Source organism: Streptomyces sp. NPDC056296 (assembly GCF_042268605.1).
Lineage (GTDB): Bacteria > Actinomycetota > Actinomycetes > Streptomycetales > Streptomycetaceae > Streptomyces.
The window spans coordinates 1-24,694 of record NZ_JBHJRX010000090.1; the positions used below are offsets into that span (position 1 = coordinate 1).

Annotated in this window: 14 protein-coding genes; 7 read left to right on the top strand and 7 right to left on the bottom strand. The window is 69.6% G+C overall.

Going from position 1 to position 24,694, the window contains the following annotated elements; translation table 11 throughout:
- Nucleotides 1-84: 84 nt before the first annotated feature.
- From ACFCZF_RS38280 to ACFCZF_RS38290, 3 genes are read right to left on the bottom strand one after another with little or no spacing between them, the layout of a single operon-like run.
- On the bottom strand, nucleotides 85-3,432 hold the full coding sequence (locus ACFCZF_RS38280) for an Eco57I restriction-modification methylase domain-containing protein (RefSeq protein ID WP_376675591.1): 3,348 nt from the start codon (nucleotides 3,430-3,432) through the stop codon (nucleotides 85-87).
- The gene (locus tag ACFCZF_RS38285) at nucleotides 3,429-6,614 is read right to left on the bottom strand and encodes a helicase-related protein (protein WP_375924920.1); all 3,186 of its coding nucleotides are present in this window, start codon (nucleotides 6,612-6,614) and stop codon (nucleotides 3,429-3,431) included. The genes ACFCZF_RS38280 and ACFCZF_RS38285 overlap by 4 nt, the downstream gene beginning before the upstream one ends.
- Complete coding sequence (locus ACFCZF_RS38290; RefSeq protein WP_376675592.1) at nucleotides 6,611-11,887, bottom strand: DEAD/DEAH box helicase; 5,277 nt, start codon at nucleotides 11,885-11,887, stop codon at nucleotides 6,611-6,613. Before ACFCZF_RS38290 ends, ACFCZF_RS38285 begins: the two co-directional genes overlap by 4 nt.
- Before the next feature lie 252 nt (nucleotides 11,888-12,139).
- Here ACFCZF_RS38290 and ACFCZF_RS38295 point away from each other — a divergent pair, with 252 nt between their 5' ends.
- The 3 genes from ACFCZF_RS38295 to tyrS all read left to right on the top strand — a co-directional run bounded on the left by ACFCZF_RS38295 (nucleotide 12,140) and on the right by tyrS (nucleotide 16,408).
- On the top strand, nucleotides 12,140-13,663 hold the full coding sequence (locus ACFCZF_RS38295) for a TldD/PmbA family protein (RefSeq protein ID WP_376675593.1): 1,524 nt from the start codon (nucleotides 12,140-12,142) through the stop codon (nucleotides 13,661-13,663).
- Nucleotides 13,660-15,057 carry a metallopeptidase TldD-related protein gene (locus tag ACFCZF_RS38300; RefSeq protein ID WP_376675594.1) on the top strand — a complete coding sequence of 466 codons (1,398 nt, stop codon included), beginning with the start codon at nucleotides 13,660-13,662 and terminating at the stop codon, nucleotides 15,055-15,057. Before ACFCZF_RS38295 ends, ACFCZF_RS38300 begins: the two co-directional genes overlap by 4 nt.
- An 82-nt stretch (nucleotides 15,058-15,139) precedes the next feature.
- Nucleotides 15,140-16,408 carry a tyrosine--tRNA ligase gene (tyrS, locus tag ACFCZF_RS38305; RefSeq protein WP_376675595.1) on the top strand — a complete coding sequence of 423 codons (1,269 nt, stop codon included), beginning with the start codon at nucleotides 15,140-15,142 and terminating at the stop codon, nucleotides 16,406-16,408.
- An 80-nt stretch (nucleotides 16,409-16,488) separates the two neighbouring features.
- Here the strand turns inward: tyrS and ACFCZF_RS38310 are convergent, their stop codons facing one another.
- Nucleotides 16,489-16,773, bottom strand: a complete 285-nt coding sequence (locus ACFCZF_RS38310) for a GlsB/YeaQ/YmgE family stress response membrane protein (protein WP_375922548.1) — start codon at nucleotides 16,771-16,773, stop codon at nucleotides 16,489-16,491.
- Between the two features lie 260 nt (nucleotides 16,774-17,033).
- Here ACFCZF_RS38310 and ACFCZF_RS38315 point away from each other — a divergent pair, with 260 nt between their 5' ends.
- Together ACFCZF_RS38315 and ACFCZF_RS38320 are read left to right on the top strand one after the other, a co-directional pair.
- Nucleotides 17,034-17,444: a DUF3099 domain-containing protein gene (locus ACFCZF_RS38315; RefSeq protein WP_376675596.1), complete on the top strand. Its 411-nt coding sequence runs from the start codon at nucleotides 17,034-17,036 to the stop codon at nucleotides 17,442-17,444.
- Between the two features lie 209 nt (nucleotides 17,445-17,653).
- The gene (locus ACFCZF_RS38320) at nucleotides 17,654-17,887 is read left to right on the top strand and encodes a hypothetical protein (RefSeq protein WP_375922542.1); all 234 of its coding nucleotides are present in this window, start codon (nucleotides 17,654-17,656) and stop codon (nucleotides 17,885-17,887) included.
- Nucleotides 17,888-17,893: 6 nt separating this feature from the next.
- On the opposite strand, the gene moaA is transcribed toward ACFCZF_RS38320, so the two are convergent.
- The 3 genes from moaA to ACFCZF_RS38335 all read right to left on the bottom strand — a co-directional run bounded on the left by moaA (nucleotide 17,894) and on the right by ACFCZF_RS38335 (nucleotide 21,038).
- Nucleotides 17,894-18,883: a GTP 3',8-cyclase MoaA gene (gene moaA / locus ACFCZF_RS38325; RefSeq protein WP_376675597.1), complete on the bottom strand. Its 990-nt coding sequence runs from the start codon at nucleotides 18,881-18,883 to the stop codon at nucleotides 17,894-17,896.
- A 167-nt stretch (nucleotides 18,884-19,050) separates the two neighbouring features.
- Complete coding sequence (locus ACFCZF_RS38330) at nucleotides 19,051-20,685, bottom strand: cation acetate symporter (protein WP_375922537.1); 1,635 nt, start codon at nucleotides 20,683-20,685, stop codon at nucleotides 19,051-19,053.
- Nucleotides 20,682-21,038 (bottom strand): DUF485 domain-containing protein, encoded by a 357-nt coding sequence (locus ACFCZF_RS38335; RefSeq protein WP_375922535.1) that lies wholly within the window; start codon nucleotides 21,036-21,038, stop codon nucleotides 20,682-20,684. The genes ACFCZF_RS38330 and ACFCZF_RS38335 overlap by 4 nt, the downstream gene beginning before the upstream one ends.
- A gap of 265 nt (nucleotides 21,039-21,303) precedes the next feature.
- Here ACFCZF_RS38335 and ACFCZF_RS38340 point away from each other — a divergent pair, with 265 nt between their 5' ends.
- Both ACFCZF_RS38340 and ACFCZF_RS38345 read left to right on the top strand, forming a co-directional pair.
- Nucleotides 21,304-22,890 (top strand): S8 family serine peptidase, encoded by a 1,587-nt coding sequence (locus tag ACFCZF_RS38340; RefSeq protein ID WP_376675598.1) that lies wholly within the window; start codon nucleotides 21,304-21,306, stop codon nucleotides 22,888-22,890.
- 67 nt (nucleotides 22,891-22,957) lie between these two features.
- Nucleotides 22,958-24,505 (top strand): S8 family serine peptidase, encoded by a 1,548-nt coding sequence (locus tag ACFCZF_RS38345; RefSeq protein WP_376675599.1) that lies wholly within the window; start codon nucleotides 22,958-22,960, stop codon nucleotides 24,503-24,505.
- The last annotated feature ends 189 nt before the right edge of the window (nucleotides 24,506-24,694 follow it).

A 24,694-nucleotide genomic window follows, 5' to 3' on the forward strand; every position in this document is an offset into this window, starting at 1 on the left:
CTCCGGCGGATAGTTCTTCATGACCACGAGATGTCCGTCCTCAGATCCTCAGGATCCAGTGTCTCGTGTGTCCAACATCAGGGGTCAAGGCCCCAGGTCCGAGTCGCCAGACATATGGAACATTGTCTTGAACTGCAACTTCCAAGGATTCTCCTCACCCCACGCCCTCCGCCACAACACCGGCACCCGCTCATGAATCCCCCGCAGCACCCTCAGATGCTCCGGGCTCTCGCACACCGGCGACGTACAGCTGTTGGGATTGATGGCCCGGAACCCGGGGCCATCCAGAGTGAACTCACGCTCGTCGAGCTGGTCGGGTCGTCGAGCTCGGAAAGCGAGACGAGTCGGCCCGCAGGACAGGGCAGTACCGGAAACCGTGAACAGACAAAAGCGGTACTGGTTGTGAACGTCTGGAAACAGCCTCTCCTCGTTCTCCAGATCCAGCACGGTCACCAGCTGCTGCCGATCCACCAGATTCGCGAAAAACCTGGACGTCGTCTTGTCAGTGGCGATCCCCGTAGGCAACACCAGCCCCGACATCCCCTCCGGCGCCAGCAGCAACCGCGCCTTCTCCGCGAAGACGGCATAGGTGTTGACGTCCCCGTGCCCCGTGAGGGGAAATATCCCCGAGTTCCGGAGCATCAGTGTCGTACCGGCCGCTTCGCGCAACGCCACCTGAAAGGCGTCGAACAGCTCCCGTTCTCCCCGCTCCGCGCTCTCCCGCAGCCCGGCGATGCGCTGCTTCCGTTCGCTGGCGTTCGCCGCGTCCGCGATCTCGTCCTCGCCCCGGGCCGCGAACCACTCCTTCTCCTGGATCTTGACCCGCTCCCAGGGCGGGTTGCCGAGCACGCAGTCGAAGCCGCCCTGCCAGCCCGTGTCGGGGTTGTGGTCTTCGGCCTCGTCGTCCTCGACTCGGAAGACGCGCGGGAACTCCAGGTGCCAGTGGAAGAAGCGGTTGCGGCTGACGATCCGGTCGAGCTGTTGCTCACCGGTGAGTCTGTCTTCGTCGTCCTCTTCTTCCGCCGTGACGGCGACCGCCTCCCCCAGATCGCCATCGTTCACCAGTTGCTCAAGGACCGAGCTGGTGACGGCCGGCGGGGCCGCTTCGCTCTTCGGCCACAGGAACGCCGCGCACCAGGCGTCCGCTACACGCTTCAGGCGACGCAAGTGCCGTGATTTGGTGACGTACTCCTCGTAGCGGCGTGCGTGGTCTCGTACGTCCGCGAGTGTGCGGTCAGGGAGCTTGGCGAGCGCCTCGGCCTCCAGGCGGAGTTCCGCTGTTCCCGTTCGTGACAGAGCCGCGCCGATGGCCGTCTGGGTGCCTCTGCCGCCCGAACGCTCCTTCTTGTTGGCGGCCTTTAGGGCAGTGAGGATCCTGGTGTTGTCACCGGCCAGCTTCTTGAACGCACCATCCGGCACCCCCTCCGCGATCAGCTTCGGCGTCGTGCCCAGGAGTGCGTTTCCGACCTTGATGCGGTCGTCCAGGTAAGCCAGGGGCTGGCCGGGCTCCAGGGACTCCAGCCAGAGAGAGACCTTGGCGAGTTCGACGGCCATGGGGTTGATGTCCACGCCGTGGACGCAGTGGCGTACGACGTCGGCCATCGCCGCGCGCACCTTCTCCGGCGCCGGTTCAGGCTCGCCCGTGTCCAGCTCGGCGTACCGGAGTGCGATGCGGCGGGCCGCGGCGACCAGGACGTGCCCCGAGCCGCAGGCCGGGTCCACCGTGTTGATCTTCAGTAGGTCGCGGGGGTTACCGCTCGCCGCGTACCGCTTGATGACCGGGTCGAGGGCCTGGTCGAGGAGCTTCTCGATGAGGACAGTCGGGGTGTAGTAGGCGCCGGTGGTCTTGCGCTTGTTGCCCGCGAGGGTCTGGAGCCGGAAGCGGCCGGTGACGGGATCGCGGCGCGGACGGAGTTCGAGCAGACTCTCGTAGACGCTGCCGAGTTCGTCGGCACCCAGGTGCCGGTAGTCGACGCGCTGCCAGCGCCCGGCCTCGTCACGTACGCGGGCCAGCAGCCGTACGGCCTCCAGCAGGTGCTCGTTGGCGAGTTCCGCGGCGCGCAGTGGTTCGGTCCGGCCCAGCAGGGTGGCGGCGGCCGTGTCGTCCTTCGCCCGGAAGTACAGTCCGCCGAGCTCGGGGAGGGCCAGCCGGGGCTCGCCGCCGTCGGTGCCCAGGGCGTCGAGGACCATGGCCAGGGCACGCCAGAGGTCGGTGTTGCGGTCGCCGGGCCGCCGGAATGCGATACGGCGTAGGCGGCGGGTGGAAAAGTAGCGGGCGAAACGGTCGCGGGCGTCCTGGGTCTCGGACGAGTCCGTCCGGTCGAGCAGGATGCCCCGGTCCTCGGCGACGAACAGGAACACCAGCTGATAGGCGAGGCGGAGCAGTTCGTGGTGGAGCTCCTCAAGGGCCTCAACGCCGCTCCGGCCGCCCCCGGAGACGGCTCGGTGCAGGCCGGGGTTGGCGGCCAGGAAGCCGGTGCCGAGGACGCCGATGGCTTCGGCAACCTGGTCGCGGAGTTTGTCCCGGGCACGCAGGCCGGTCTCGATGGCGTAGGTGCGCAGCCATTCGATGCGGCAGTCGACGGCTGTGAGGGCGGGGGCGTTGGCGTCGGGCGCCGCGTCCTCGTCCCCGAGTTCCGTTTGTGCGGACCAGCCGGCATCGCCTTCCGGCTGCTCCGTCTCACCGGAGTGCTCGGCCTCGGCGTCCTGTGGACTCTGCCCGCCGCGGCCCCGGCGCTTCTTCTCCGGCTTGGCGACCAGCTCGAACCGGGACGCATGCAGCAGAGAGTAGAGCAACACGAAGTCGGCGTACTGCTGGCCGTCGAAGATCGCTTCAAGGTCGAACTCGACGTAGGCCGAACCGACCAGGGCGGTGGAGTCGCGCAGGACGCGCAGCACCTGACCGTTGGAGAGCAGGCCCCACACGTGCTTGCCGGAGACGTTGAGCAGCTCCTGGAGCATGGACTGAGGGGCGCGCCGGTCGCCGACCTTGCGGTCCAGGGGCGTGCCCCAGGCCAGGAGGTGTACTGGCAGATGGTCCTGCCAGCCGTGGCTGGCGCGGCAGGTCTCGTCCCGGCCGGGAACCTGGACGGTCACGCCCGCGCCGCTGAGCCTTCCGTAGCCGAGCTCGGTGAACAGGCGTAGCAGCCAGGCCCTGCGGGTCAGAGTGGTGGCCGTGCTCGTCTCAGGGAGCCTGGCCAAGTCGTCACGGAAAACCCGGTAGGCGCCGGTGAGCGCGGCCCAGGCCCGGCCGGCGGCATCACCGATGCGTTCGCCTCGGTAGAGGCCGTAGTCGGCGGGGGCGCAGCCGGGCAGTTCACGGTCCCCGGCGGCGAGTCTGCCGAGCAGGTCCGCGGTGAGGAGCCGGCCCTCGACACGTACGGCGGAGGAGGTGGCGACCGGGGCCGACACGTCTGTGGTGAAGGTGGTCACCGGGCTCCTCCGGCAGGCACGAAGACGTAGACGCCGAGGCGGTCCGCGGGGCCCGCGAGCGTCACGGTGATCCGGCGGGCCGCCGCGGCGCCCAAGGCACGGCCGCGCTCACCCGCGGCCTCACGGACGCGCAGATGGGCGGCGGCGAGCTGATCGGCCAGTTCCTGGCCGTGCTGACGCAAGTGGTCGCGTACCTCGGGGAGTTCGAGTTCGCCGAGGGCACGCCGCATGGTGCGGTGCCGTAGCTCCGGCATGACGTTGCCATCCGGGGTGGCGGCCAGCAGAGCGGCCGTCTCGGCATCGTCCAGCCATTCGAATCCGCCCTCGTCGTCCGGGCGCCAGGCGAGGACGCGGGCGTCCTCGGCCACGAGTTCCTTGGGACGAGAGGAGTTCTTCAGAGGCAGGCTGAGCTTGAAGCGATAGCGAGCGAGCAGCAGCACCGTGTAGATGTCGACGACCTTGGTACGGATGACACCGAGGCGGCGGGCGGGGCGGTCCTGATCGCGGATGGCCGGGTCGAGCGCGGAGTCCAGCACGTACCGGGCGACGGCTCGGACCGCCGGGTCGGTACGAACCAGCGCCTGTTCGCCCTTGGGTACGGGCAGGTCCTCACGGAAGACGAGCTCACGGGGGCCACCAGTGGTGCGGAATCGTCCTTTGGTCACCGTGCGGGCGCTGGCGCGTCCGCTCCTGGCGGCAGCCGCGACCTGGTCGTCGGCGTCGTAGATGCCAAGGGCGTGGCGCAGCCCTGGGGGGAGCGGGTCGGCCTGGACGGTAAACCCGGCGCCGCGGGGGCCCGTGCGGATGGGGGCACGCAGGGCGGCCAGCGACTCCCGGGTGAAGACTGCGGTGTCACGCGGATCGCCGAGGACTTGCCGCAGGGCTCGGAGCTCGTTCTCGACATCCTGCGGCCGGAGGGCGGAGTGAGCGAACTTGGTGGGGACCTTGGATTCGCGCTCTGCGGCGCTCTCCCATTCACGATGCAGTTCGTCGCGCGCGCGGCCGAGTTCCTCGTCGGTGCCGAAGTCCAGAGCCAGCTGGTCGGGAGCCACCGCTTCGGGCCGGCCGCGCAGCAGGAGGCTGCGGGTGAGCGCGTGCAGGACGCCTTCGCCCGCGTCCGGTACGGGGAGGGCCACACCGGTCTGCCGGGCGATATCCCGGTGCTTGCGGATCAGTACTTCGAGGACGATTCCGTCGATGCCGGTGTCCGTCTCGTACAGGGTGACGACCTTCACATTGTCGCTGCGCTGTCCGAACCGGTCGACGCGGCCCTCACGCTGCTCGTGGCGCGTGGGGTTCCAGGAGAGGTCGTAGTGGAGTACGGCACTGAACCGCTCTTGGAGGTTGACGCCTTCGGAGAGGCAGTCGGTGGCGACCAGCACCTGACGGCCGGGGCGAGCGGACAATTCGGCGACGCGCTTCTCGCGAGCCTCCGGCGGAAGGTCGCCGGTGACCGCCTCGACGTGCACCCGACGCTCGAGTTCCTTCGCTAGGTGCCTGCGCACGTAGCGGGCGGTGGGAATGTAGCGGCAGAACACGATGGGGTCGTACCCCTCGTCGATGAGTGCGGTGACCTCGTCGACGAGCAGGCGCAGCTTGGCGTCATGCTCGGGGCCCGCGAGGGCTGCGGCGCGCTTCGCGAACGCCTTGAGGTGGGGGTCCTGGGGGCGATGGCCGGTGGCCCTGCCCACTACGACCGGCCGGTCCACCGTGCCGTCGGGGTCGGGGGCGGGGGCGGCCGGTGTGGCGGCGCTGTCGGCCGCCGGTTCTTCCGATGCGTCCGCAGTATCCCGTTCTGCCACTTCTGCCGCTTCTGCCGCCTCTGCCGCGGCGAGGCCGTCCTGTGGTGTGAGGACCGCGCCGGGTACGGCATCCAAACCTTCGACGGCCTCCTCATCGGTGGTTTCCAGCACGGACTCGCGGCCGAGCCGGTCGGCCTCCTGGGGGGTGCGGGCCGCGCTGACCGCCGCCCGTGTGGTGAGGGTGGCCTCGGCGGCGTCCGGGGAGGACAGCACGCAGCGCAGCAGGGCGAGGACCGACCACCAGCTCATGCGGTTGCGCAGCTCACCGTCCGTGTGCCGGACCTGCTCCCGGGCGTAGCCGATGACATCGGTCACGAATTCCGCGTAGGCCGGGTCCAGCCGGTAGGGAACTTCGCGGAGCAGCCGGTCGCCGGGGAAGGGAGTGTCCTCGCCGAGGAAGGACTTGATGTCGCGGCGTCTGCGCTGTACCAGGTGACGGGCGAGGCGGTCCCGGTGGGCGGGGATGGTCGGGTCGAGGGCGGCGAGCTTCGGGTCGAGCAGTCCGGTGAGCTTGGAGAAAGCGTCGCTGTCGCCGCTGTGCGGGGTGGCCGTGACCAGCAGCAGGTGGCGCTCGGGGTCTTCCGCGAGACCCTTCAGCAGTTCGTAGCGCTGCTGACGGCCGGCCCCCGCGCCGATGCAGGTGTGGGCCTCGTCGACGATGAGCAGATCGGGGCAGGTACGCAGGAATGCGTCGCGGCGGTCGCGCTGCTTGATGAAGTCGGTGGAGACGATCGTGTACGGGTAGCGGTCGAAAATCGTCTGGTCGGGGTCGAGGATGCCCCGTTCGAGTCGGGCGGCGGTCGAGGGCAGGACGAGTTCCGCGTCGAGACCGAACTTGTCGTGGAGTTCGCGCTGCCACTGCTCGGCCAGTGCCGGGGAGCACAGCACGGAGAGTTTGACGGCCGACCCCTGTTCCAGGAGTTCCCGGGCGATCAGGGCGGCTTCGACGGTCTTGCCGATGCCGACGTCGTCGCCGATCAGAAGCCGCACGGTGTCCATGCGCAGGGCCACCATGAGTGGTACCAGTTGATACTGGCGGGGCTGCACGGCGATCCCGGACAGGCAGCGGAAGGGGCCGGCGCTGGACGTCGCGGTGATCCGCAGCGCTGTGCGCAGCAGGGACGCGGACGCGAAGTCTCCGATGTCCTCGCCGCCGGGGAAGAGCTCCCCGGCAACGGCCTCGTCCGGGTCCGGCAGTGGGGGCAGACTGGGCGCCGCGAAGCCGGGGTCGGCCGTCTCCGTGGGAAAGAGCAGGGTGTCGAGCTCACTGTCCCCGTCGAGCGGACGAGCGACCACGAAATCGTCCGTGGTGCCCGGGAGCACCACCCAGTCGCGGCCCCGGGCCGACACCAGGGAGCCGGGAGCGTGCCGGGGGCTCATCGGGTGCCCCGTCCCGGGCCGAAGACGTTCGGGTGTGCGCGCACCGTACTGTGCCACTCCTTGTCGCTGTCGCTGCCGATTTCGATCACGAGCCAGCTGCGGTTCTCCAGCCTCGTCCTGGCCCGTGTGTCGCGGGTCGTGTCAGGGTTGCCGTGACCGGGAAGATCCAGGAAAACCGCGACGTCCGCATCCGACAAACGGTAAACGAAGTCCGGCACCGCACGTGCCGAGGACACCTCTTCGCGGGTGCCGTCGGGGAGCCGGTAGCCGTTCGCTCCCAGCCACCGCACGAAGTCGCCGCCGCCCGTGTGGGGGCTGCGGGCGGCCAGATCAGCAGCGTGCAGGACTGGATTGACCGCCTGTGGCTGATGCTGAACGGCACGGCTCGCGGCAAGGTCACGGAGCAGGTCGACCGCGGCCAGCCGCCGGATGTCGGGGTGGAAGCGCTGGTTGTGGTAGGTGAGCAGGCAGTCGTAGCAACCGAACTCACAGCGCTCGCGGGCTCCCTTCGCCTGACCGAGGTCCGTGCCGTCCGGTTTGACGTGGATGATCTCCAGGGCTTGTTCGGCCACGGCGGCCAGGGCGTCCTCGTCGTCGTGCAGCAGCCTCAGGACACCCGCGCCGCCTTCCGCTCCCTCGACGAACAGCATGCGCGCCCGCCCGTCGGGGTCGGGGAGGTCCTCACTGCCGAGTTCGGCGTCCTCCAGCTGGTAGTACGCCTCGATACCGCGCTCCAGAGCGTAACGCAGGGTCACGGCGGTGTGGCGATCGACGGCGGCCGCCAGTCTCAGTACGGCGATGTTCTTGCTGTCCTGGACATAGGGGACGACCTTGAACGTGCTGCGGGCGCTGTCGAACGCGGCGAGGGCCTCCTGCTCCGCGGTGGTCTCGGGGCGGTTGGCCGCAGCCCTCCCCTCGCTCAACCAGCGGCCGGAGCCGGGCTCGAGCCAGAATCCGACGTCGCTTCGGATCTTGCGCTTGCGGCGCCCCAGGTTGATCACATGGACAGCGGCATCACCGTACGTCAGCTCGGCGATCGTCCGTTCCGTCCCATCAGGTACGGGCCGCCTGATGTCGGCCGTCAGGCTGCCGTGGTGAAAGCGGTAGGACGTGCGTAGCTCGAACCCTTCCCTGAGCCGCTCTTCCTCGTCCGAGGAGATACGGCGACGGGGCTCGGCATACACCGTGGTGAGCTGCATCAGACGGTTGAGAATCTCGACGAGTGGGGCCTGGCAATGGGCGCAGGTGTCGCGGCCCTCACTGCGTTCGTGCCAGTAGCCGCACGCCCGGCACACCTTGGCGTCGATGGTGGCGATCTGCCCCGGAGTGTCACTGATAGGCACCTGGACGTTCGACACCGTGTAGCGGCGGCCCTCGTGGTAGATCAGGGCACCGGGTCCGAACTCGCCGATGGCGATGAACCGGGGGCGCTGGATGTAGGCCCCGCGCTTCTGCCCGTACCTGCTTTCGCCGCGCTCCCCGGGAACATACGCGGCCAGGGGCAGCCGAGGGAACGAATAGCCGGGCAGGAAGCCCTCGGAGGCGAAATACCGGTAGGTGTAGAAATCGGAGAACGAGTCATCGTTGTTGTCGGAGGTCTCGTTGCGCAGCAGCTTGAGCTGGTTCTCGGCCTGAGCGCGGCGGGCCTGGGCACGGCGCCGGTCGCGGAACGTACCGGACGTGTCGTCGGCGAGGCGGTGCTGCTCGGCCCGTTCTTCGAACGCCCTGCGGTAGAGCCGACGCCATCGGTCACAGGCCTCGTCGAAGCGTCGCAGGGCGTCCCTCACTCGGTCGGTGATCCAACCGTCGTACCACCAGGAAGTGGTGGCGAGGTCGTCCGAGAGGGGAGCGAGCAGCTCAGTGCAGCGGGCGATGGCGCGCTGCCGGGCCGTCTCGCTGTCGAGAGCCGTGGACAGCTTCGGGTGAAGAGGCAGCGGCAGCGGCTCCCCCGGCTTCCCGCCGGCATTGATGTCGATGATGTCCGTCATCGACGAACCCAGGGGTTCCTCCGTCTCGGCCAGCCAGACGGCCTCGACGTGGGAGCGCAACAGGTCCTCGTTGGTGAGGTCGATCCGCGGTGGCGCGACACTGCCGGAGACCATGAGCCCGGAACGGCGGAAATAGTACTGATCGTGGGCGCTGCCCGTGGAGCAGTACGTGGTGACCAAGGCGGGTCTGCCGGAACGGCCCGCCCGGCCGGAGCGCTGCGCGTAGTTGGCGGGCGTGGGCGGAACGTTGCGCATCGCCACGGCATTCAACTCTGCGATGTCGACGCCCAGCTCCATGGTGGGCGAGCAGTAGAGCAGCGGCAAATGGCCTTCCTTGAAGGCTTCCTCACGCACCTGCCGCAGCGTGGAATCGACCTGGGCCGTGTGCTCTCGGGCTTCCAGGCCTCCGAGTTCCGCGGCTGTCTCACGGTAGAGGTCGCGAAAGAACGGGTTGACGCGCCCGGTGGCCTCCGGGTCCAGGGTCTTGCGCACCGGGTCCGGCTCCGCGTTCTCTCCGTCGCCCGGCAGCCAGATCAGAGAGGAGACGCACAGCTGGCGGGCAGGACGCCCGTCCGGCCCCTCGTCCACGACCGTGAGCAGTCCGGTCCTGGTCAGCACTTCCAGTAGAGCGTGGATGACCGCGTCCGCGTCGGCGACGGACATCTCCTTGCCCGCCAGCTGTGGCAGGTCCGCGAAGGCTCCAGGCCTGCGGAGGTAGCGTCCATAGCCGCCCCGGGCGCCGAAGTAGACCGCGTCGGCGGACGGGGCGCCCTTGGGGCCGGGGCCCGCGAACGCGACCCGGGAAGGGGTGCGCGGATCGTTCTCCGGGACGGCCCAGATGCCGGCCAGATGTTTCTCACTGACTGCGACGAGCTGGTCGTGCCCCAGCTTGGTGAGACGCTTCTCGTCGACAGCCAGAGCGCGGCGGAGTTCGTCGAGGAGCGTGCGGGCGATCTCCTCCCGGTGGGCCGGGGTGTCGCCCTCCAGAGCCCAGTGGGTGCTTCGCCACTCCTCCTCGTCGGCGGCGATCTCCACGAGGGAGGTGTAGTCGAAACGGAGCAGACCGGTCTGGGAGAGGTTGGGCATCGTAAGCCGCCAGCCCCGCTCCAGGTCGGCGTAGATCCGGTACGCCAGTGCCGATCGCATCGCGGAAAGAGTGTCCTCGAGCTGCCGGTACTTCACTTCAGGCTTCTGCGCGAAAGCCGTCAGCGGCAGAGCCAGTGCGTCCGTGACGGCCTTGGGCAGGACATCGTGCCGCAGACCTGCCGGGCCCGCATCACGCAGCGCGCGGTACAGCGCGCCCCTGACCTGAGTGACCTGCGCGAAGTCATTGAAGTGTCCGGCCTGCAAGCTGGCGTCCTGACGGTTGTCCACAAAAGTCAGCAACTTGCGGGCGCGCGGCTTCAGTTCGGGCTGACTACGCAGCGAACGTACGACACTGGCGCTCACCAGGGACACGGCAGAGCTGCGGCCCTCGGCGGAGAACGTGGCCAACTTGGCGAAGTCCCGGACGCGCAGCTGCTCGTAACCGACCCGGCACCGCGGGCAGAAGCGGAACGGGGCGGCGATCCACCACGCGCGCAGCCCCGAGCCCGGCTCTGTAGTCACGCCGTCGGGCCCGATCCACACCTCCTGGGGCAGATCACCGGAGCGTCGCTGGACGACGACGCGCTGTCCCTTGTCGTCGGTCTCCACCCAACTGGCGGGAAGCCGGTCCAGAACGTCTTCCCGGGCGTCGGGCCAGGGCCGGTCCTGGTCCACGTACAAGTAACCGTCGCCGGGCTCGGCGGGGCCGTCAGGATCCTGGCGGGCGACGTACCGCCCGGTCCGGGGGCTTCCCTCGACCGTGACGACCGGGAAGTCGTGGCCGCACTCACGGCAGAAAGCGAGCGGGACCAGCGGCCAGTCCGGGTGGCCGGGCACTCTGACCTGGTACTGGCTGGTCAGGTGGCGAACGTCCGATGGTTCGAGACTCGTGTAGACGGTGTCGCCCTTGGACAGGAACTGGTGCAGCCGGAAGGCGAACAGCGGTCGGTCGGTCACCGAGTCCTTGATCCTTGCCCCGGTCTCCAGCATGGCCTCGATCGCACGGACACAGGCGGCCCGATCCTCCCCGCAAGCCCTGTGGAGTTCGACCGCCGCCTCGGGGATGGTGCTGGGGCGGCGCCGCCTGATACGCCCGCTGCCCGTCTCCTTGTCGAGTCCGAAGGTGTCCTCGATCCAGACGGCGAGTGGATCCCGGCTCAGTGGACGGTAGGTATCGGGCAGCTCTGCGGGGTCGGCCGCAGCACGTCGGACGGCCCCGGCAAGCGCCATCCGCCGCTCGGCTTCGGGCAGCGGCCGACCGGGGTCGGTCGCGCGCTGCAGGCTCTCTCCGATCACTCTGTCGGGGCGCACCGGAGTCCCGAACAGGCGGCTGGCGACTTCGGACACCGTCTGTTGGGTCTCGGCGAAGGTCTCGGCAGTGGCCATGGTCGCTGAAGTGCCCACGCACTGAAGGCGGGGCGACTCGCAGGCGTCACGAAGCCTGCGGACGAGGAGGGCGACATCGGCGCCCTGACGCCCCCGGTAGGTGTGAAGTTCGTCCAGTACGAGGAAGCGCAGCCCCTTGGCTGCGGCGATCAGCTGCCGCCGCTCCTCCGGCCTGGTGAGCAGGTACTCCAGCATCATGTAATTGGTGAGCAGAATGTCCGGCTTACGCCTCAGCACGGACTTCTTCTGGTCCTTGCGTTGCTGCCCTGTGTACTGGTCGAAGGTGACCGCATCATGGTGCTCGGTGGGAACCCCCCAGCGGAGGTAGCGCTCCAGCTCGTTCTTCTGACTGTTGGCGAGCGCATTCATCGGATAGACGACAATGGCGGAGATGCCGTCGGGATTGGGCTCGCGCAGTACCGAGTCGACGATGGGAATGAGGTAGGAGAGACTCTTGCCCGACCCTGTGCCCGTCGTCAGGACGTACGAGTCACGGGACCTTGCCGCCTCGATCGCCTCGCGCTGGTGATGGTGAAGGGTGAGCGTACGGCTGCCCGGGTCGTCCTTGTCCCGCTTGTCGCGAAAGTAGGTCTTGCACCCACGGTGCAACACATTGTCGTCGGCGAGTGCGTCGACCGTTCCGCCGCCGCGAAAGTTGGGATTGAGAGAGATCCAGGGATCGGGCCAGCGGGTCTTGTTCTCTCGTTCTAGGTCGAGGTGGTTCCTGATGGCCGGATCGCGCACCCACACCAAGGAGGTCGTGAAGTTGTCGTAGTCCTTGATGAGCTGCCGGTGCGTACCGAACACGTCCATGCTCTCGTCGATCTCCCTTGTGCTCGACTTGTGCTGCGGCCGCACCGGATGGCGGGCAGCGAAAAACGAGACGGGAGGAGGGCCCATTCCCCCCGTGGGCTCCAGTCCTTCACCTTACTGGCCACTGCCGACACTGCTGTCCCACGGGATGTCCTGTCTGGCGCGAATCCATTGGCCGGGTCCGGTGCCGGCGCCCCGTGATTCACTGCGGGACGAACACGACTCGCTCACCATGACTCAGGGAGGCCGTTCGTGGCCCACGAGGTCGATCAGTCATTCCTTGCACTCCCCCTACGAGCCCTCGCCGACGCCGCCCTCGCACGCGCGCGTGCTCTCGGTGCCGAGCACGCCGACTTCCGGCTGGAGCGGGTGCGCGACGCCTCCTGGCGGCTGCGGGACGCCAAGCCCGCCGGGTCCTCCGACACCACCGACCTCGGGTACGCGGTGCGGGTGGTGCACGGCGGTACGTGGGGCTTCGCGTCGGGCGTGGACCTGACGATGGACGCCGCCGCCAAGGTCGCCTCCCAGGCGGTGGCGATGGCGAAGCTGTCCGCGCAGGTGATCAAGGCGGCGGGGTCCGAGGAGCGCGTGGAGCTGGCCGACGAGCCCGTGCACACCGACCGGACCTGGGTCTCGTCGTACGCGATCGACCCCTTCACCGTGCCCGATGCCGAGAAGTCGGCACTGCTGGCCGACTGGAGCGCGCGGCTGCTGGCGGCCGACGGGGTCGACCACGTCGACGCCTCACTGCTCACCGTGCACGAGAACAAGTTCTACGCCGACACCGCCGGGACCGTGACCACACAGCAGCGGGTGCGGCTGCATCCGGTGCTCACCGCCGTGTCGGTGGACGACTCCAGCGGCGAGTTCGACTCCATGCGCACCCTCGCGCCGCCCGCCGGACGCGGCTGGGAGTACCTGACCGGCACCGGCTGGGACTGGGACGCCGAGCTGGCCGGGATCCCGGAGCTGCTGGCCGAGAAGATGCGGGCGCCGAGCGTCGAGGCGGGCCTGTACGACCTGGTCGTCGACCCGTCGAACCTGTGGCTGACCATCCACGAGTCCATCGGGCACGCCACCGAGCTGGACCGCGCCCTCGGCTACGAGGCCGCCTACGCCGGCACCTCCTTCGCCACCTTCGACCAGCTCGGCACGTTGCGCTACGGCTCGGAGCTGATGAACGTCACCGGCGACCGCACCGCCGAGCACGGGCTGGCGACCATCGGTTACGACGACGAGGGCGTCGCGGGCCAGTCCTGGGACCTGGTGAAGGACGGCACGCTGGTCGGCTACCAGCTCGACCGGCGCATCGCGCGGCTCACCGGGTTCGAGCGGTCCAACGGGTGTGCCTACGCCGACTCCCCCGCCCATGTGCCCGTCCAGCGCATGGCCAACGTCTCGCTGCGGCCGGATCCCGGCGGGCTGTCCACGGAGGACCTGATCGGGGGCGTGGAGCGCGGGATCTACGTCGTCGGGGACCGGTCCTGGTCCATCGACATGCAGCGCTACAACTTCCAGTTCACCGGTCAACGGTTCTTCCGGATCGAGAACGGGCGGCTCGCCGGTCAGCTGCGGGACGTGGCCTACCAGGCGACGACCACCGACTTCTGGGGGTCCATGGCGGCCGTCGGCGGGCCGCAGACCTATGTCCTGGGCGGCGCCTTCAACTGTGGCAAGGCGCAGCCGGGACAGATCGCGTCCGTCTCGCACGGCTGCCCGTCCGCCCTCTTCAAGGGAGTCAACATTCTGAACACCACCCAGGAGGCGGGTCGATGAGCGCGGGTACGAACAGGCCGCACGAGATCGTCGAGCGGGCGCTGGAGCTGTCCCGGGCCGACGGATGTGTCGTCATCGCCGACGAGGAGTCCACCGCCAACCTGCGCTGGGCGGGCAACGCGCTCACCACCAACGGCGTCACGCGCGGGCGCACGCTCACCGTCGTCGCCACCGTCGACGGCCGGGAGGGCACGGCCTCGGGGGTCGTGTCGCGCTCGGCCGTGACCGTGGACGAGCTGGAGCCCCTGGTACGCGCCGCTGAGGCCGCCGCACGCGGCGCCGGACCGGCCGAGGACGCGCAGCCGCTGGTCACCGGCGTGCCCGCCTCGCCCGACTTCACCGACGCGCCCGCCGAGACGTCGTCGGCCGTGTTCGCCGACTTCGCCCCGGCCCTCGGGGAGGCGTTCGCCCGCGCGCGTGCGGGTGGCCGGGAGCTGTACGGCTTCGCCAACCACGAGCTGACGTCGACGTACGTCGGTACGTCCACGGGGCTGCGGCTGCGGCACGACCAGCCCAACGGAACGCTGGAGCTGAACGCCAAGTCGCCGGACCGCACCCGGTCGGCGTGGGCGGGGCGCGCCACGCGGGACTTCAAGGACGTCGACCCGGCGGCGCTCGACGCCGAGCTGGCCGTACGGCTCGGCTGGGCCGAGCGGCGGGTGGAGCTGCCCGCGGGCCGGTACGAGACGCTGCTGCCGCCGACCGCGGTCGCGGACCTGCTGATCTACCAGCTGTGGTCGGCCTCGGGACGGGACGCGGCCGAGGGGCGCACGGTGTTCTCCAGGCCGGGCGGCGGCACGCGCGTCGGCGAGCGGCTCGGCGAGCTGCCACTGACCCTGCGCAGCGATCCGCACGAGCCGGGTCTTCAGAGCGCGCCCTTCGTGGTCGCGCACTCCTCGGGCGGCGACCAGTCGGTGTTCGACAACGGGCTGCCGGTCGGGCCCACCGACTGGATCCGCGCGGGCGAGCTGAACCGGCTGACGACCACCCGGCACAGCGCCGGGCTGACCGGGCTGCCGGTGGCCCCGGCGGCCGGCAACCTGATCCTGGACGGCGGCGACCCCGACCGGTCCCTGGACCAGATGGTCGCCGGCACCTCGCGCGGCCTGCTGCTCACCTGTCTCTGGTACATCCGCGAGGTCGACCCGGCGACACTGCTGCTGACCGGGCTGACCCGGGACGGCGTCTACCTCGTCGAGAACGGCGAGGTCGTCGGCGAGGTGAACAACTTCCGGTTCAACGAGTCGCCGGTGAGTCTGCTGGGCCGGGCCACGGAGGCGGGGCGCACGGAGAAGACGCTGCCCAGGGAATGGGGCGACTGGTTCACCAGGGCGGCGATGCCGGCGCTGCGCGTCCCCGATTTCAACATGAGCTCTGTCAGTCAGGGCGTATAACCTCGTAGTCGGCTGTCACCCGACTGCCCGAAGATCATGAACACGCATGAACACGCATGAACACGTAGGAGACACGAGAACCGTGACGGACATCGTCGACGAGCTGAAGTGGCGCGGGCTGTTCGCCCAGTCCACCGATGAGGATGCTTTGCGCAAGGCGCTCGCGGACGGTCCCGTCACGTTCTATTGCGGTTTCGACCCGACCGCGCCGTCCCTGCACGTGGGGCACCTGGTGCAGGTGCTCACCGTGCGCCGGCTCCAGCAGGCCGGTCACCGGCCGCTGGCGCTGGTCGGCGGCGCGACGGGCCAGATCGGTGACCCGCGCCCGACCGCCGAGCGCACGCTGAACTCGCCGGAGACCGTCGCGGGCTGGGTGGCGCGGCTGCGCGGCCAGATCGAGCCGTTCCTGTCCTTCGAGGGCGCGAACGCGGCCGTCATGGTCAACAACCTCGACTGGACCGAGGGGCTCTCCGCGATCGAGTTCCTGCGGGACATCGGCAAGCACTTCCGGGTCAACAAGATGCTGACCAAGGACTCCGTCGCGCGGCGGCTGGAGTCCTCCGAGGGCATCAGCTACACGGAGTTCAGCTACCAGCTGCTGCAGGCCATGGACTTCCTCCAGCTCTACCGGAGGTACGGCTGCACGATGCAGCAGGGCGGCAGCGACCAGTGGGGCAACCTCACGGCCGGCCTGGACCTGCTGCACCGCCTGGAGCCGGACGCCACCGCGCACGCCTACGCGACGCCGCTGATGACCAAGGCGGACGGCACCAAGTTCGGCAAGACCGAGGGCGGCGCCGTCTGGCTCGACCCGGAGATGACCACGCCGTACGCGTTCTACCAGTTCTGGCTGAACGTGGACGACCGGGACATCTCGAAGTACATGCGCATCCTGTCCTTCCGCTCCCGTGAGGAGCTGGAGGAGCTGGAGCGGCAGACCGAGGAGCGTCCGCAGGCCCGGGCGGCGCAACGCGCGCTGGCCGAGGAGCTGACGACGCTGGTGCACGGCGCCGACCAGACGGCCGCCGTGATCGCCGCGTCCAAGGCCCTCTTCGGCCAGGGCGACCTGACGGAGCTGGACGACCGGACGCTGGCCGCGGCCCTCTCCGAGCTGCCGCACGCCAAGGTCGCCGAGCTGGGCCCGGTCGTGGACCTGTTCGCCGAGGTCGGCCTCGTCGCCAGCAAGTCCGCCGCCCGCCGCACGGTCAAGGAGGGCGGCGCCTACGTGAACAACGCCAAGGTCACCGGCGAGGACGCCGTCCCCGCCAAGGAGGACCTGCTGCACGGGCGCTGGCTGGTGCTGCGCCGCGGCAAGAAGAACCTGGCCGCGGTGGAGGTCACCGGCGCCTGAGCGCGCGTGCGAGGGGGGTTTCCGGTGCGTTGCGGCTCGCCGGAGGCCGCCCCTTCGCCGTACGGCGTCGGTGCGGGCGGTCAGGCTCGCTCGCGCATCTTCTTCTTGCCGCGCACCGACATGTAGATCGCGTCACCGACGGCGACGATGATGATCGCGGCCACCAGCTGGAACAGGTGCCGCCACCAGTCGATGCCGGAGGTCGACTCGACCCCGACGCCACGCGCGATCGCGTTGCCCGCGATGGCGCCGAGCATGCCGAAGATGGTGGTCAGCCACAGGGGGCTGTGCTGCTTCCCGGGAATGATCGCCTTGGCGATCAGACCGAGCACGAATCCGACGATGATCGCCCACAACCAGCCCATGACTGCCTCCTCATACGGCTCTACGCGAGCATTACCGCCAGTGTTCGGCCGTACCGCGTACGGCGCATGCCGGATACGGCCGAACGAGGTACCCGGCTACGCGGTGCGGCGCACGCCGTGCGCGCGGGTCGGGGGTGCCCCGGTCTCGTAGGCGGCGCAGGTGCGGCGTAACGTGGAGAATTGTCCGGGACCGGAGTCCCCGAGCGGCCGCGGACGGGAGCGGGCGGGGAGAGTCCGATGCGGGCGGATGGTGGAACCAGATGCGGAAGCAGAGTGCCGACGGCAGTGCCGAGGTGTTCCGGATCACCGGGGCCCGGACGGGTCTCCAGGAGGATGTGCGCGGGCGGCAGCGCCGGTACATCATCTCGATGTCGGTGCGCACGGTGTCGGTGGTCCTCGCGGCCTGCCTGTGGAACGTGGAACGGCACGTCGCGATCGTGGCCCTGGTCCTCGGCGCGGTCCTGCCGTACGTCTCGGTCGTGATCGCCAACGCCGGGCGCGAGAACGCGCCATCGTTGCCGTCGACGTTCGTCACCGTGCCGACCCCGCCGATGATCATGCCGCCGCGGGCCGACGACGGGTCCGCCGACGGGTCCGCGGAACCCGGCCCGGAAGATGTGGTGTCCGACCCGGCGCCGGGCGCGGCGGGCGAGCCCCGCGGCAGACCGTGACCGCGAGTGTCCGCCGGGGGCGGGCGTCGATTCCGCGCCAGGCCTGAGAAATCCTCAGATCAATCATGTTGTTCCGGTGCCGGGCGATGGGGGACCCGTGACATACTTCGTACGCGCTCCGCATCCCCCGTCGGAGCGACAGACCGACGCCGGGCAGCTCCCCCCGTGGCTGCTCGGCGTCGCCTTGTTTGTGGACCTGTGAGACGACTGTGAGTGACGAGACCACCCCGATCTGCTCCGCCAAGGGCTGCCGCACCGCCGCCGTGTGGGTGCTGGCGTGGAACAACCCGAAGGTCCACACGCCGGAGCGCCGCAAGACGTGGATCGCGTGCGAGGAGCACCGGGAGCACCTGTCCCAGTTCCTCGGCGTTCGGAATTTCCTGAAGGACGTGGTCCCGCTGGCGGACTGGGAGTCCGACGGAGGCTCCCAGCCGCTCCACTAGCCTCCGCTAGCCGCCGATCGCCGACATCGGCCGGTCGGGCTGGACGAAGGTCGGGTCGTCGAGGCCGGCGCCGGCCTTCTTGCCCCACATGGCCAGCCGCCAGATCCGGGCGATCTCCTCGTCGGGTGCGTCGGAGCGCAGGGCGGCGCGCAGGTCGGTCTCCTCCGTGGCGAACAGGCAGGTGCGCACCTGACCGTCGGCGGTCAGGCGGGTGCGGTCGCAGGCCGAACAGAACGGGCGGGTGACGGAGGCGATGACGCCGACGCGGTGCGGGCCGCCGTCCACGAGCCAGCGCTCGGCGGGGGCCGAGCCGCGCTCGTCGGAGCCCTCGGCGGTCAGCTCGAAGCGGCTGCGCAGGGAGGCCAGGATGTCACCGGCGGTGACCATGCCCTCGCGCTTCCAGCCGTGCTGGGCGTCGAGCGGCATCTGCTCGATGAAACGCAGCTCGTAGTCGTGCTCGACGGCCCAGGCCAGCAGGTCGGGGGCCTCGTCGGCGTTGAGTCCCGGCATCAGGACGGAGTTGACCTTCACCGGGGTCAGGCCGGCCTCGCGGGCGGCCTCCAGGCCCTCCAGGACGTCCTTGTGGCGGTCCCGGCGGGTGAGGGTCTTGAAGACGTCCGGGCGGAGCGTGTCCAGGGAGACGTTGACCCGGTCGAGGCCCGCGGCCTTCAGGGCCGGTGCCGTGCGCCTGAGGCCGATGCCGTTGGTCGTCAGCGACATCTGGGGGCGCGGCTCCAGGGCGGCGACGCGCTCGACGATGCCGACGAGGCCGGGACGCAGCAGGGGCTCGCCGCCGGTGAAGCGGACCTCCTCGATACCGAGGGAGGTGACGGCGATGTCGATGAGGCGGACGATCTCGTCGTCCGTGAGCAGGTCGGGCTTGGCCAGCCACTGGAGGCCCTCTTCGGGCATGCAGTAGGTGCAGCGCAGGTTGCAGCGGTCGGTGAGCGAGACCCTCAGGTCGGTGGCCACTCGGCCGTAGGTGTCGATGAGCACGTGGGCCCCCTCCCTCGACGCGGATCGGTGGAGCACTTCTCTCCTCCGACACCTGCGAGCCTACGTGACCGGTCCGACATCGACAGCGGCCCGATCCCACGACGTACGACGCGGCCGCGTCGTAGGGATCTACGAGCGGCCGCGTCGGTGCTGGTCGGGCGGGTGACTCAGTGCGCTCCGGTGCCGGTCAGGGACCGGACCTCCAGCTCCGCATACTTCGCCACGTTGGGCTCCTCCTTCGACAGGATCGTGCCGAGCCAGCCCATGAGGAAGCCGAACGGGATGGAGATGATGCCCGGGTTCTTCAGCGGGAACCAGGCGAAGTCGACGTCCGGGAACATCGCCTTCGGGTCGCCGGAGACCACGGGCGAGAACAGCACCAGGCCGACGGCGACGATCAGGCCGCCGTAGATCGACCACAGGGCGCCCTGGGTGGTGAACCGCTTCCAGAAGAGGCTGTAGAGGATGGTCGGCAGGTTGGCGGACGCGGCGACCGCGAAGGCCAGGGCGACCAGGCCGGCCACGTTCAGGTCGCGGGCGAGGGCGCCGAGCGCGATGGAGACGATGCCGATGAAGACGGTCGCCCAGCGGGCCGCCCGCATCTCCTCCTTCTCGGTGGCCTTGCCCTTGCGGATGACGTTGGCGTAGATGTCGTGCGCGAAGGACGAGGACGAGGCCAGGGTGAGGCCGGCGACCACGGCGAGGATGGTCGCGAAGGCCACCGCCGAGATCGTGGCGAGCAGGATCGCGCCCCAGGCCGAGTCGACGCCGCCCACGTGCAGGGCGAGCAGGGGCGCGGCCGTGTTGCCGGACGGGTTGGACGCGATGATCTCCTTCTGCCCGACGAGCGCCGCGGCGCCGAAGCCGAGCGCGATGGTCATCAGGTAGAAGGCGCCGATGATGCCGATCGCCCAGTTCACGGACTTACGGGCGGCCTTGGCGTTGGGGACCGTGTAGAAGCGGATCAGGATGTGCGGCAGGCCGGCCGTGCCGAGCACCAGGGCGATGCCCAGGGAGATGAAGTCGAGCTTGGTGGTGCCGCTGCCGCCGTACTGGAGGCCGGGCTCCAGGAAGGCAGCGCCCTTTCCGCTGTTCTCGGCGGCCGTGCCGAGCAGGTCGGAGATGTTGAAGTTGAACTTCAGCAGCACCAGGAAGGTGATCAGGATGGTGCCGCCGATCAGCAGCACGGCCTTGACCATCTGGACCCAGGTGGTGCCCTTCATGCCGCCGATGGAGACGTACACGATCATCAGCAGGCCGACGAGGGCGACGATCAGGATCTTGCCCGCGTCGGAGGTGATGCCGAGCAGCAGGGAGACGAGGATGCCCGCGCCCGCCATCTGGGCCAGCAGGTAGAAGATCGACACGACGATGGTGGAGGTACCGGCGGCCGTGCGCACGGGGCGCTGGCGCATGCGGTACGCGAGGACGTCGCCCATCGTGTAGCGGCCGGAGTTCCTCAGCGGCTCGGCCACCAGGAGCAGGGCGACCAGCCAGGCGACCAGGAAGCCGATGGAGTAGAGGAAGCCGTCGTAGCCGAAGAGGGCGATGGCGCCGGCGATGCCGAGGAAGGACGCGGCCGACATGTAGTCGCCCGAGACGGCGAGTCCGTTCTGGAAGGCGCTGAACTGGCGGCCGCCCGCGTAGAAGTCGGCGGCGTCCTTGGTCTGGCGGCCCGCCCAGACGGTGATACCGAGCGTCGCGAGGACGAAGACCGCGAACAGCGTGATGATCAGCGGGCGGTGCTCGCTGGCCTCGTTCGCGGCCAGCTCGGCGGCGAGAACGGTCTGTGCGGGGCTCATGCGCCGCCCTCCATCCGGGACTTGATGGCCTCAGCCTTGGGGTCGAGCTTCGCGGCGGCATACCGCGAGTACCACCAGGCGATGAGGAACGTGGTGACGAACTGGGCGATGCCGAAGACGAAGGCGACGTTGATGTTGCCGAACAGCTTGGTGCCCATGAAGCCGCCGGCGTAGTTCGACAGCAGCACGTACAGCAGGTACCAGGCCACGAAGGCGATCGTCAGCGGGAACGCGAAGGAGCGGAAGGAGCGGCGCAGTTCGGCGAACTCAGCGCTCTGCTGCACTTCGGAGAACTCCTCGGCGGAGGGAAGTGGGCGTTCCTCTTTCGAGGGGGGTGGTGCGTCGGTGGCCACGGAGTCTCCTCGTACGACGGACATGACGGCTTGGACCTCGGTGTTCTCGCGGGAAGCTGGTCGTGCTCGGGCTTCCTGTCCAACGACACGGCGCCCCGCGGGGCCCGGTTCAACGCCCGGGGAACTTTCCGAAGTCACCCGTGGCGGGTCATTGCTGGCCAGCGGCTCCTGGGGATAGCTTCGCCCTGCACCACTCCGTCATGTACCTGCCCGAGCACCACCTGTGTCTCGGGCCGGTTTCGTTTCCGGATGATGTGGAGACCCCATGGATCATCTGTTTGCGCCGCGTTCGTCGCCACGTTCGTCGCGGTCCACGCGTTCCAGACGGCGGCTCGCCCTCGCCGTACCCGTCGTACTGTCGATGACCGCGTCGCTCGGCTTCCTGCCGGCGGCCGCCTCGGCCGCCCCGGGCGCGGAAGCCGCCGCGGAAGCGGCGCGGGCCGACCGGGCGGCGGACGCGCCCAGCCTGGCCTACGTCGTCAACACGAGGACGGACCACCGCACGATCGCGTCGGTGAAGCGGGCGATAGCCGAGGCCGGCGGCAGTGTCGTCACCACGTACCAGAAGATCGGCGTGATCGTCGTCCACTCGTCGAACCCGGAATTCGGCGAGCAGATACGCGAGGCGCGCGGAGTGCGGTCGGCGGGCGCGACCCGTACCGCGCCGCTGACCGCCGCCGGGACGACGGACCAGGGCGCCGCCGAGCTGCTCACCGCCGAGCAGGCAGCGCGGACCGCGAAGGCGTCGAAGGCCGCAGGTGCCGGCGAGCCGCTGGAAGCGGACCAGTGGGACCTGCGCGCGATAGGCGCCGACAAGGCCGCGAAGATCAACCCGGGCAGCTCCCGGGTCACCGTCGCCGTGATCGACACCGGCGTCGACGACACCCACCCCGACCTCGCCCCGAACTTCTCCGCCTCGCAGTCCGCCAACTGCGTCGGCGGCAAGGCGGACACCAGCGAGGGCGCCTGGCGGCCGTACACCGCCGACGACTACCACGGCACCCACGTGGCCGGTGAGATAGCCGCCGCCCGCAACGGCATCGGCGTCGCCGGTGTCGCGCCGGGCGTGAAGGTCTCCAGCATCAAGGTGAGCGACCCGGACAACGGGCTCTTCTACCCCGAGAACGTCGTCTGCGCGTTCATGTTCGCCGCCGACCACGGCGTGGAGATCACAAACAACAGCTACTACGTGGACCCCTGGCTGTACAACTGCATGGACGACCCGGACCAGCGCGCGATCGTCGACGCGGTCAACCGGGCCCAGCTCTACGCCCAGCGCAAGGGCACCCTGCACCTCGCCTCCGCCGGCAACTCCAACCACGACCTGGACTCCGACGCGATCGTCGACGACTCCAGCCCCGACGACTCCACGCCGGTCACGCGGACCATCGACCCGCACGAGTGCTTCGACGTGCCGACCCAGCTGCCGGGCATCGTCACGGTCAGCGCGACAGGCGTCGACAAGGAGAAGTCCTACTACTCCTCGTACGGCAAGGGTGTCGTGGACATCGCGGCGCCGGGCGGCGACGCGCGCTACCAAATCCCGGACACGCCGTCGAAGAACGGCCGCATCCTGTCGACCATGCCGAACAACGAGTACGCCTGGCTCCAGGGCACCTCGATGGCCTCGCCGCACGCCGCGGGCGTCGCCGCGCTGCTGAAGTCGGAGTACCGGCACGCGTCCCCGGCGATGCTCCAGGCGCTGCTGAAGGCCCAGGCGGACAACCCGGGCTGCCCGGCCTCCTACGACCAGGACGGCGACGGCGCGCAGGACGCCACCTGCGAGGGCGGCAAGCGGATCAACGGCTTCTACGGCTTCGGCATCGTCAACGCGCTGCGCGCGGTGAAGTGACCGGCACGCACCTCCCCCGTCCGGGGTTTCCACTCCCTCTTCCGCGAACCAACTGGAGACATCGCACATGACAGCGCCCCACCCGCGTCACCGTCGTGCCCTCGCGATCCCGGCCGGCCTGGCCGTGGCAGCGTCCCTCGCCCTCCTGCCGGGCGTCCCGGCCTCCGCCGCGGAGGCCGCCGAGGCCTCGGGGGCCGCTCAGGCCGCGTCCTCCGTCTCGGCCGACTCGGCGTCCTCGCTCAGCTACGTCGTCAACGTCCGCCCCGGGCACGGCCCCTCGGCGCACGTGAAGCGGGCGATAGCCAAGGCCGGCGGCACGATCGTGACGTCGTACGACCGGATCGGCGTGATCGTCGTCCACTCCGCCAACGCGGACTTCGCCAAGACCGTCCGCAAGGCGCGCGGCGTGCAGTCGGCCGGTGCCACCCGCACCGCGCCGCTGCCCTCGGCCGCCACGACGGACACGGGCGCGCCGAAGGTGCTCAGCGGCAAGGAGATCGCCGCCGCCGAGGCCGCCGAGGGGCAGGACCCGTTGCAGCCCCTCCAGTGGGACCTGCCCGCCATCAAGGCGGACAAGGCGCACGAGAGGTCGCTGGGCAGCAGCAAGGTGACGGTCGCGGTCATCGACACCGGCGTGGACGACACCCACCCGGACATCGCCCCGAACTTCGACCGGGACGCCTCCGTCAACTGCGTCTCGGGCAAGCCGGACACCGCCGACGGCGCCTGGCGGCCGAGCGCGGCGGAGAGCCCGCACGGCACGCACGTGGCCGGGGAGATAGCCGCCGCCAAGAACGGCGTCGGCATGACCGGTGTGGCGCCCGGGGTGAAGGTCGCCGGCATCAAGGTGTCCAACCCGGACGGCTTCTTCTACACCGAGGCCGTGGTCTGCGGCTTCATGTGGGCGGCCGAACACGACGTCGAGGTGACCAACAACAGTTATTACACTGACCCCTGGTACTTCAACTGCAAGGACGACCCGGACCAGAAGGCGCTCCTGGAAGCGGTCACCCGGGCCTCGCGGTACGCGGAGCGGAAGGGCGCGGTCAACGTCGCCGCGGCCGGCAACGAGAACTACGACCTCGCGGCCGACGAGATCACCGACCCGGTCTCCCCGAACGACTCCACGCCCTCGGACCGGGTGATCGACCCGTCCGAGTGCCTGGACATGCCGACCCAGCTGCCGGGTGTCGTCACGGTCGCGTCGACCGGCGCGAAGGACCTCAAGTCGTCCTTCTCCAACCACGGTCTCGGTGTCATCGACATCGCCGCACCCGGCGGCGACTCGACGGCCTACCAGACGCCGGAGCCACCCGCCACCAGCGGACTGATCCTGGGCACGCTGCCCGGCGGCAAGTGGGGCTACATGGCCGGTACGTCGATGGCGTCGCCGCACGTCGCGGGCGTCGCCGCCCTGATCAAGTCGACGCACCCGTACGCCTCCCCGGCCATGGTCAAGGCCCTGCTGTACGCCCAGGCCGACGCCACGCCGTGCACCAAGCCGTACGACATCGACGGCGACGGCAAGGTCGACGCGGTGTGCGAGGGCTCGAAGAACCGCAACGGCTTCTACGGCTGGGGCATGGCCGACGCGCTGGACGCGGTGACCTGGTAGGCGGCACACGCTCGTGAAGCGGGCCGGGAGCAGTTCCCCGGCCCGCTTCCGCATTCTGCCGTGCGGCAGGGTCTTTGCCATGCAGACGTACGAGGACCTAGGTGTGCTGTCCCGGGACGTTGGTGACACGCGTGCTGGGTGCTTGAACAGGTGAGGGCCTTCTGGGTTCGGTGTGGATTGCGACATCTA

Bases quoted from the DNA above. Each gene is read 5' to 3' on its own strand.
- ACFCZF_RS38300 (WP_376675594.1), top strand. From the start codon at position 13,660: ATGAGCGCGGGTACGAACAGGCCGCACGAGATCGTCGAGCGGGCGCTG.
- ACFCZF_RS38285 (WP_375924920.1), bottom strand. From the start codon at position 6,614: ATGAGCCCCCGGCACGCTCCCGGCTCCCTGGTGTCGGCCCGGGGCCGC.
- ACFCZF_RS38315 (WP_376675596.1), top strand. From the start codon at position 17,034: ATGCGGAAGCAGAGTGCCGACGGCAGTGCCGAGGTGTTCCGGATCACC.
- ACFCZF_RS38340 (WP_376675598.1), top strand. From the start codon at position 21,304: ATGGATCATCTGTTTGCGCCGCGTTCGTCGCCACGTTCGTCGCGGTCC.
- ACFCZF_RS38290 (WP_376675592.1), bottom strand. From the start codon at position 11,887: ATGGACGTGTTCGGTACGCACCGGCAGCTCATCAAGGACTACGACAAC.
- ACFCZF_RS38345 (WP_376675599.1), top strand. From the start codon at position 22,958: ATGACAGCGCCCCACCCGCGTCACCGTCGTGCCCTCGCGATCCCGGCC.
- ACFCZF_RS38330 (WP_375922537.1), bottom strand. From the start codon at position 20,685: ATGAGCCCCGCACAGACCGTTCTCGCCGCCGAGCTGGCCGCGAACGAG.
- ACFCZF_RS38310 (WP_375922548.1), bottom strand. From the start codon at position 16,773: ATGGGCTGGTTGTGGGCGATCATCGTCGGATTCGTGCTCGGTCTGATC.